The organism is uncultured Holdemanella sp., assembly GCF_958348295.1.
Classification (GTDB): Bacteria; Bacillota_I; Bacilli_A; order Erysipelotrichales; family Erysipelotrichaceae; genus Holdemanella.
Window position 1 is genome coordinate 1 of the sequence record NZ_CATVYQ010000066.1, and the last position, 8015, is coordinate 8015.

At 31.4% G+C, this 8015-nt stretch carries 10 protein-coding genes; 4 read left to right on the forward strand and 6 right to left on the reverse strand.

All coding sequences use genetic code 11. The features are described 5' to 3' along the window. Positions 1-95 precede the first annotated feature (95 nt). A complete protein-coding gene (locus Q3907_RS09855) occupies positions 96-1412 on the forward strand; it encodes an ATP-binding protein (protein WP_295643137.1) in 1317 nt (438 codons plus the stop codon). 16 nt (positions 1413-1428) lie between these two features. Here Q3907_RS09855 and Q3907_RS09860 read toward each other — a convergent pair whose 3' ends face one another. Beyond that, positions 1429-2280, reverse strand: coding sequence for an HAD-IIB family hydrolase (locus Q3907_RS09860; RefSeq protein WP_295643140.1), 852 nt, complete (start codon positions 2278-2280; stop codon positions 1429-1431). A gap of 136 nt (positions 2281-2416) precedes the next feature. Between Q3907_RS09860 and Q3907_RS09865 the strand changes: the two genes are divergently transcribed. Further along, positions 2417-3577, forward strand: coding sequence for a cation diffusion facilitator family transporter (locus Q3907_RS09865; protein ID WP_301898154.1), 1161 nt, complete (start codon positions 2417-2419; stop codon positions 3575-3577). Between the two features lie 11 nt (positions 3578-3588). On the opposite strand, the gene Q3907_RS09870 is transcribed toward Q3907_RS09865, so the two are convergent. Together Q3907_RS09870 and Q3907_RS09875 are read right to left on the reverse strand one after the other, a co-directional pair. After that, the gene (locus Q3907_RS09870; protein ID WP_301898156.1) at positions 3589-4347 is read right to left on the reverse strand and encodes a DeoR/GlpR family DNA-binding transcription regulator; all 759 of its coding nucleotides are present in this window, start codon (positions 4345-4347) and stop codon (positions 3589-3591) included. A gap of 3 nt (positions 4348-4350) precedes the next feature. Next, complete coding sequence (locus Q3907_RS09875) at positions 4351-5118, reverse strand: DeoR/GlpR family DNA-binding transcription regulator (RefSeq protein WP_301898157.1); 768 nt, start codon at positions 5116-5118, stop codon at positions 4351-4353. A gap of 155 nt (positions 5119-5273) precedes the next feature. Here Q3907_RS09875 and Q3907_RS09880 point away from each other — a divergent pair, with 155 nt between their 5' ends. Both Q3907_RS09880 and Q3907_RS09885 read left to right on the forward strand, forming a co-directional pair. Next, complete coding sequence (locus tag Q3907_RS09880) at positions 5274-5531, forward strand: hypothetical protein (protein WP_295562647.1); 258 nt, start codon at positions 5274-5276, stop codon at positions 5529-5531. A gap of 113 nt (positions 5532-5644) precedes the next feature. Then, complete coding sequence (locus tag Q3907_RS09885) at positions 5645-5929, forward strand: hypothetical protein (RefSeq protein WP_295647439.1); 285 nt, start codon at positions 5645-5647, stop codon at positions 5927-5929. Positions 5930-5936: 7 nt separating this feature from the next. On the opposite strand, the gene Q3907_RS09890 is transcribed toward Q3907_RS09885, so the two are convergent. Genes Q3907_RS09890 through Q3907_RS09900 form a run of 3 tightly spaced genes read right to left on the reverse strand, consistent with a single transcriptional unit; the run spans position 5937 to position 7890 of the window. Continuing rightward, complete coding sequence (locus Q3907_RS09890) at positions 5937-6710, reverse strand: polyphenol oxidase family protein (protein ID WP_295647440.1); 774 nt, start codon at positions 6708-6710, stop codon at positions 5937-5939. Beyond that, positions 6691-7191, reverse strand: coding sequence for a flavin reductase (locus Q3907_RS09895; RefSeq protein ID WP_295647441.1), 501 nt, complete (start codon positions 7189-7191; stop codon positions 6691-6693). Before Q3907_RS09895 ends, Q3907_RS09890 begins: the two co-directional genes overlap by 20 nt. Before the next feature lie 12 nt (positions 7192-7203). Beyond that, positions 7204-7890: a DUF975 family protein gene (locus Q3907_RS09900; RefSeq protein ID WP_295647442.1), complete on the reverse strand. Its 687-nt coding sequence runs from the start codon at positions 7888-7890 to the stop codon at positions 7204-7206. Positions 7891-8015 lie beyond the last annotated feature (125 nt).

The following is an 8015-nucleotide window of genomic DNA, read 5'->3' on the forward strand; positions in this document are numbered from 1 at the left end:
ATATTGAAAAGTCATAAAAATAGCGGTTAAAGTATATTGAAAAGTCATTATAATGTGTATAAAATTATATTGAAAAGTCATTTTGGAGGTGAAATATGCTTTATCGAAAGGTTGAACGTACAATTGAACAACATTTAAAGAGTGGTTCAAACAAAATCCTATTAGTGGATGGGGCTCGTCAAATTGGGAAAACATATATCATAAGGTATGTGGGAAATAAACTGTTTGAAAATTATATCGAAATCAATATGATTGAAGATTCTTTAGGGAATCGCTTGTTTGAAAAGGTAAGGACAGTAGAAGATTTTTATCTACAGGTCAGTATGCTTGCAGGGAATAAAATGCAAAAAAAAGAAAATACATTGATATTTATTGATGAAATACAGGCGTATCCTCATTTATTAACATTATTAAAATTTTTATCCCAGGACAATCGATTTACATATATTGCAAGCGGATCTTTGTTGGGGGTTACTTTATCGCAAACCACATCGATTCCTATGGGTAGTATTCAAAAGATTCAAATGTATCCTTTGGATTTTGAAGAATTTTTATACGCGAATGGGATGAACGAATTTGTTATTTCGACATTAAGAAATAAATTTAATCATTTAGAAGAATTAGATGAGTCCATGCATAATAAAATGATGGATTTGTTTAAAAAATATTTGTTGGTGGGTGGTATGCCTGACGCTATAAATACGTATTTGTCAGAGAAGAATATTGTATCTGTTCGAAATATTCAAGCTGAAATTCACGAATATTATGCATCAGATGCCTCTAAATATAGTTTAGAAAATAAACTTAAAATCAGTCGAATTTATGATTTAATTCCATCTAATATGGAAAATAAAAAAAAGCGAGTTGTTGTTAAGAATATAGAGGGAAAAAGAGGTAAAACGTTTAATGACTATCAAGAAGAATTTGAATATTTAGTTAGTGCAGGAATCGCTTTGAATGTACAAGCTATCTCAAATCCAAAATTTCCTTTGATTGAATCTGCAAGTAAGAATTTAATAAAGTTATACTTAAATGATGTTGGGATTTTAACGGGCATATTATATGGAAATAATATTAATGCGATTTTAGATGATCAAAAAAGTATTAATTTAGGTTCTGTATATGAAACAATTGCTGCCAGTGAATTAAAGGCACATGGCAAAAAATTGTATTATTATGATAATCGAAATAAAGGAGAAGTTGATTTCTTGATTGATGATTATGATTCACTTTCTGTTGTTCCAATTGAGGTGAAATCAGGAAAAGATTATACAGTACATAGTGCATTGAATAATTTTGTGAATAGTGAGGATTACCATATTCAAAAAGGCTATGTTGTATCGAATGAGAGAATGATTAGTCAAAAAGGTAAAATCATTTACGTTCCAATCTATTACATAATGTTTTTTTAAAAAAGGGTGTGGATTTTTAAAATTCCACATCCTTGTTGTTTAATATATGATCAAATATATAATGTCCAACACCACCTTCAAGACAATCATAGTCAGTAATGTCATCCGCTAATGCTTTTGTGTTTGGATTACCATCCTTTAGACAGACTCCCCATCCACTTGTGAGTAGTAAAGAATTATCGTTTTCATTATCGCCAAACGCAATTGTATTTTCTAAGTTGATTTGGTTCCATTCACAATACATTTCTAATCCTCTTCCTTTAGAGAAACCACTATACATCAGTTCAATCGTTCCTGGGAATGTTTCAATTGTTTGATATTTACCTTTATAGTGTTCTTCTACTTTATTACGAATAAGTTGTGTTGTTTTTGAATCTGTTCTAAATAGGAACTTATAAACAGGTTTTTCACAGAAACCATCAATATCTCCTGTCTTGTCAATTAATGGAATATTTCTTCGTTTTGACATATCAAGCAGATGGTTATTAATGTTCATAACATTATGTAATTGATTTCCTTCAACATTTACAGATACTTTGTTTTCTTCAATGATTGGCATTAAGAAAGTTAGAATTTCTTTCATTTCTTCAACGCTCAACATATCCATCGTAAATGTTTTGTTTAGGTTACGATCATAGATCATACCGCCATTCATCCCAATGATGAAATCAAATTCGAAACCTAATGTCCAGAACATACCTTTTGTTTTTTCTGCTTCAGTGATTTCACGTCCTGTCGCAAGACCTATTTTTACGTTTCTTTTATGTAGTTCTTTTAAAGCTTGTATTGTGATTTCAGGTAAGGGACTGCTTTTAGCACTTAAAGTCATATCTACATCGGCAGCCAAAACCTCAATTTTATTGATCATACAAATACACCTCCAATACATAAAATGTATACGATTTCATAAAAACTTGCAATTAAAAGTTATATAATACTACCTATTACGCTTTGTATTTTCTTTTGGCGTAAGCTATACTTTAAGGACGTGAAGGTGATAAATAATGAATTTTTTAGTGTGTAGATTTATAAAGAATTATCAAGATACAAAAGATGCCAATGTAAGAACAAGTGTTGGAAAACTATCTGGAATTGTTGGAATATTGAATAACTTGTTTTTGTTTGTGATCAAATTTGTTATTGGTACCATTGTACATTCGGTTTCTATTCAAGCGGATGGTGTAAACAATTTAACGGATGCTGGATCAAACATCATTTCAATTTTGTCTTTTCATTTCGCAAATAAGCCAGCAGACAAAGATCATCCATTTGGTCATGAAAGAACAGAAACAATCGCATCATTATTCGTGGGAATATTGATTTTAGTTTTAGGCTTTGAAACCGCAAAAGAAAGCATTTCTAAAGTGATTCATCCAGGAAGTATTGATTTTAGATTGGCATCGGTCATTATTCTTTTGGTTTCTATCATAGTTAAATTCTGGATGTATACATACAATAAGAAACTTTCTAAAACATATGATTCAAGCTTATTAGAAGCATCCGCATTGGATTCAATTAGTGATGTGTGTGGAACAATGGCAGTTCTTGTATCTACATTGTTGTCACCTGTTTTACATTTTAATTTAGATGGATATATGGGTATTGTAGTTTCAGGTATTATCATTTATGGAGCTTATGGATTATTAAGAGATATGATTAATTCTTTAATTGGAGAAGCACCGGATCCTGAACTTGTACACAACATTGTAGATAGGATTATGGCACATCCTGCAATTATAGGTGTACATGATATGATGTTGCATAATTATGGTCCAAATAAGATTTTTGCGAGTGCTCACGTAGAAGTGGATTCTTCAAAAGATATTTTTGAAACGCATGATCATATTGATAATATTGAGCGTGAAGTGAAAGAAAATATGAATATTGATTTGGTTTTACATATGGATCCAGTAAAGGTAAATGATCCTGAGACTGAGTTGTATCGTGAAAAAGTAGTTGAAGCGATTCATCAAATTGATCCAAAATGGGGATTTCATGATTTTAGAATTGTATCTGGACCAACACATGTGAATTTAGTGTTTGATTTGGTGATTCCATTTGAAGAAAAGTATACGCAGGAAGAAATAGAGGCAATGCTTCTAAAACATATCCAATCGGATAAAAAGATTTATTTGGTTCTCACAATTGATCATCCATATGCATAAGGCAGAAGTGTTTAAACTTCTGCCTCTATTATTTTTGGAATCACTTGGATTTGAGATTTTTCTTCTTTAGTTAATTTATTTGAAATAAATACATCCACTTCTTTGAATTTACAGTACGTGTATTCAGGGTGTGCATTAAATTTATTTTTATCAGCTACCACAATGATTTTTTCACTTTGTTGAAGAATATGCCGTTTTAATTCATATTCATTTTCATAAGTTGTAAATCCGTCGTTGTTTTTGAATCCCTTGCTTCCTAAAATCGCAACATCAATATGAATATAATCAATAGTTTCGCTGGCAAAATTACCATAAGATCGATAGGCATTATTGGAAATGTTTCCACCAATTAAGATAACGTGCATATCCAGTCTTGCACATTTATAGGCTACAAAGATGGAGTTTGTCACAATCGTAATATTATGAATGGATTGAAGAAAAGGAATACCTGCAAGACATGTACTACCGGCATCTAAATAGATAACCATTCCTTCTTTGATAAAGGTACAGGCTTGTTTCATGATTTGTTTTTTTTCTTCGATATATTCTTGATTTCTTAATGAAATGGGCATTTCATCAGGTTCTTCTAGAAGTAGCGCATAGCCATGTTCTTTTTTTATGATTTTAGAATCTTCAAGTTCAATTATATCTTTACGGATTGTTTCGCCTGAAGTTTTAAAATGAGTAGCCAAATCGGATATTTTGATTTTATGTTGGTCTTGTATAAGTTGACGAATTTTGAACTGTCTTTCATCTTTCTTTTTGGACATAAACTATACCTGTGTTACTTTCTTGATTGTTTTTACGACATCATATTGTTCGCAAGTTAAATGGTTTGTGATGAGTTCATCAAATTCATTAAACTTACAAAAGGCATAAGGTGCAATATTTGTCTTATTATTGACCTTGCTAGAATCGCAAACCATGATCTTTTGTGCAGATTGATTCATGACATGTCTTTTGAAACCTAATTCATCCGCAGAAATAGTTGTGAATCCATGACTTTTTTCGGTAAATGCATCTGTTCCCATGATGGCTAAATCAATGTTTAAATGGTCAATGATTTCTGTCGCAAAATGTCCATAGGTTCTTTTTCCTATATTAAATAATAAACCGCCAGCCATAATGATATTTAAATTCATATTGGCACATTCATAAGCTACAAGAATTGAATTGGTGACAATGGTAATATCATTCTTATTCTTTAGAACGCTTATGGCAGTTAGAATTGTACTTCCCGAATCTAAATATACAGTCATGCCATTTTCAATTCGCGTAAATGCTTCTAAGGCAACTACTTTTTTCATTTCTCTGTTTTCTTGTGCTTTTAATTCAACAAATGTTTCAACAGAAGAACTTTGAATCTTGGCATACCCATGTTCTCGAACTAATATTTTTCTTTCTTGTAGCTCACTTAAATCTTTGCGTAGTGTTTCTGGAGTGATAGAAAGTAATTTAGCTAGTTCTGTAACTTTTATTTTTTCTTTTTCTTCTAGAATTTGTCGAATCTGAAGTTGTCTTTCTTCTTTTTTCTTTGACATAATTTCACCTTTTTCTTTTGAATCCAATTAAATTATATATAAAAACTTTTGAAAATGAATAAATAAATTGAAATACAAATTATTTAAGGATTATTGATGAATTAAATCTTGTTTTTGTTCATAATGAGGTTGTCTAAAGAAAGTGTGTGATAGATATGGTAGTTCGATTAAATCCAATAGATTTTGCGAAGGCAATGATGAAAAAGAAGAAACAATTGATTCCCACCGCAATTGTTCTGGATAATGGCATTGCCGGTATTGTGTATGGATATTATGAAGGTGATGATTTTTATTATTTGGATCGTTTAGATGTTGATGTTTCTAAAAAAGAAGAATTAAGAAATATGAATGTATTGGAATTAAGACAAGAGATTGCATTAAAGATTAAAATTTTTGTAGCCAACTCAAAATGATATAAAATCTTTTGAATCATAAAATAAAACTTGGAAAACTAAATATTTAATCCAAAGTGTTGAGAAGAATCAATCATTCATACATAATGCAAGTGTCAAAGGAGGTATAAAAAATGTGTACAGTCGTCCATCTTGAACCAGAAGATTTCGCTAGAGAACTAGTTCATAATCCTAAAAATGTTTATGCCAGAACGTATGTCCTCGATTGTGGGCTTGCCGTGGTAGTCTATATGTGTCAAGATTCACATTTTCTATACTACCTAGACAGACCGGATTGTTCGAAAGAAAAAAAGGACATATTGAAATCTATGGATTTCTATGAACTGCATGCTGAAATCTATCGTAAGGTCAATTTAGATAATCGTCTTCGCGAAAGGCAAAAGAACCCAAGCTGCTAACTTGGGTTTATTTAATATATCCAAATGTAAAGTGTTCGCCTGTTTGTTTATCATTACGATAGCTGAAACAAGTGTCGAGCTCTTTTTTGGTATCATATTTACTTGGATGAATGTTTTTATCTGGAATACCTAATTCTTTACACATTTCAATATTGATACCTTGATTATCAATATAAGCTTTTTCGTTTGGCATATAACGAATGAATGGGGTTGTGTCTATGCTGATTTGTTTCATTAGTTCAACAACTTCCATACCTACTTCTAAAGAATCATATTGAATACTTGGAGAAAAATACACATGACATGATTCAGGATGAATCAAATCTTTTTCAATTAATTCGCTTAAGCATTTTTTAGTAATTTCTAAAGTTGTTCCTTTCCATCCAGAATGAATGGCACATATGCATGGTGTTGTTTCATCAACGACTAGAATGCCTAAACAGTCAGCTGTAAATACGCCAATAAGAATATTGGATTCTGTCGTATATACGGCATCTACATTCATAATGCTTGTATCTTTATCATAGGCCCCCTTACCTTTATCACTAGAAGCAACTCGGGCCATATTGTTTGTGTGTTTTTGCCAAGGAAGTGCCCAGTTATCTAGGGGCATATTTAATTCTTCAGCTAATCTTTTGCGGTTGATCATAACAGCTTTTGGATTGATACATACATGTAGTGCAGTATTGTTCTTTTCAGGAAGTGTTATATCTTTTAGTGTAGTAGCACCGAATACGTGTTCGTTATTGATATGAATAATTTTATTTTTTTGAATAGACATCTGTAATTTCTCCAATATATACATAGTGCAAATCATCGAGTGGATAATTCTTTTCGTAAATTTCAGGCAATAAAAAATGTTCTTTTTCTAATTTTCCAACATAGAGCTTCTTACAAATAAAGACTTCTTTTGCCTCTTTAAATGTAGGGTTTCCATCTACCATTTCAACGTGAAAGTTCACATTTGAAATCTTATCTTCATCCTTACCTGATTTTGTACCTAAGTAAGATAGTTCTTTGTGCTTATCATCAAAGAAAGATAGGGTGAACGTATCACTTTCATCAACGAATTCTTTTGTGTATCTTTGTGGACGAATAAAGATGATCGCAACATCCTTATTCCATAAGTGACCAAGTGTCCCCCATGATGCGGTCATGGTGTTGGTTTTACCGTTTTTTGTAGCACTGATGAGTAGCCAGTCTTTTCCAATCTTATCAAAAGGATTGAAGCTTAGACTGTGAATATCAACTTTTTCAAACATACATATTTCCTCCTATATTCTTTGCTTTAAAATCAAATAAACCTCGGCTTTCGTGGCTTCTGGATATGGTTGTACAAATAGTAGTCCAATTCCGCAACAAAGTGCACCTAAAATAATCCATCCTAAAAAGGATAAATCTAAGACAAATAAATCCATCTTTTGTCCAGTAGTCATTTGTTTAGATAAAGAGAAAGCTTGGGAAGCAGAAAGATTTGGATTTTCAGCCAATAGATATGGAATCATAGAATATTCATACGCTTTAATAACTCCAGGTACTATAAATAGGAATAGCCATAGTAGGGTTTTTAGATCCATTAAGAACATGATTTTTACCACATTTAAATAGTTACCTTTAAAACCACTAAAGATTTCACCAAGTTCAGGATTCTTATCATGGTTCTTAATAAAATATCCATTTTTTCCAACTACAATGACATTACCAATAAAGATTGTATAGAGGATTCCAAGAATACTGGCAACAGAAATGAATGAATAAAATATAAGTTCAAAATTAGATGAATAAAATATAGGCTGAGCATCATAAGAAAGATTGTTTGATGCAAAATCTTGTATCCTTTCAATAATCGTTGTTTTTTCACCAGACAATGTTCCTGCAAGTAATGTAACCACAAACATCTTCCAATAATTTCGTTTCATGATTTGTTTGGCTTGTTCTTTAACTTGTTGTCTGTTCCACATAGGGGCCACCTTCTTTCTTACAGTTTAATTTTATCACTTAAGAAAATGAATAATGTAGAAAAGATTGTTGATTGTACGGTTCGTATAGAAAAAGAAACCATTCTAGTGTTGGCGTCTAGAATGGT

What these genes read in the sequence shown, in the direction of transcription:
- Q3907_RS09875 (WP_301898157.1), bottom strand. Translation starts at nt 5,118, where the DNA reads ATGTCAAAGAAAAAAGAAGAAAGACAACTTCAGATTCGACAAATTCTA.
- Q3907_RS09895 (WP_295647441.1), bottom strand. Translation starts at nt 7,191, where the DNA reads ATGTTTGAAAAAGTTGATATTCACAGTCTAAGCTTCAATCCTTTTGAT.
- Q3907_RS09860 (WP_295643140.1), bottom strand. Translation starts at nt 2,280, where the DNA reads ATGATCAATAAAATTGAGGTTTTGGCTGCCGATGTAGATATGACTTTA.
- Q3907_RS09900 (WP_295647442.1), bottom strand. Translation starts at nt 7,890, where the DNA reads ATGTGGAACAGACAACAAGTTAAAGAACAAGCCAAACAAATCATGAAA.
- Q3907_RS09865 (WP_301898154.1), top strand. Translation starts at nt 2,417, where the DNA reads ATGAATTTTTTAGTGTGTAGATTTATAAAGAATTATCAAGATACAAAA.
- Q3907_RS09890 (WP_295647440.1), bottom strand. Translation starts at nt 6,710, where the DNA reads ATGTCTATTCAAAAAAATAAAATTATTCATATCAATAACGAACACGTA.
- Q3907_RS09885 (WP_295647439.1), top strand. Translation starts at nt 5,645, where the DNA reads ATGTGTACAGTCGTCCATCTTGAACCAGAAGATTTCGCTAGAGAACTA.
- Q3907_RS09880 (WP_295562647.1), top strand. Translation starts at nt 5,274, where the DNA reads ATGGTAGTTCGATTAAATCCAATAGATTTTGCGAAGGCAATGATGAAA.
- Q3907_RS09855 (WP_295643137.1), top strand. Translation starts at nt 96, where the DNA reads ATGCTTTATCGAAAGGTTGAACGTACAATTGAACAACATTTAAAGAGT.
- Q3907_RS09870 (WP_301898156.1), bottom strand. Translation starts at nt 4,347, where the DNA reads ATGTCCAAAAAGAAAGATGAAAGACAGTTCAAAATTCGTCAACTTATA.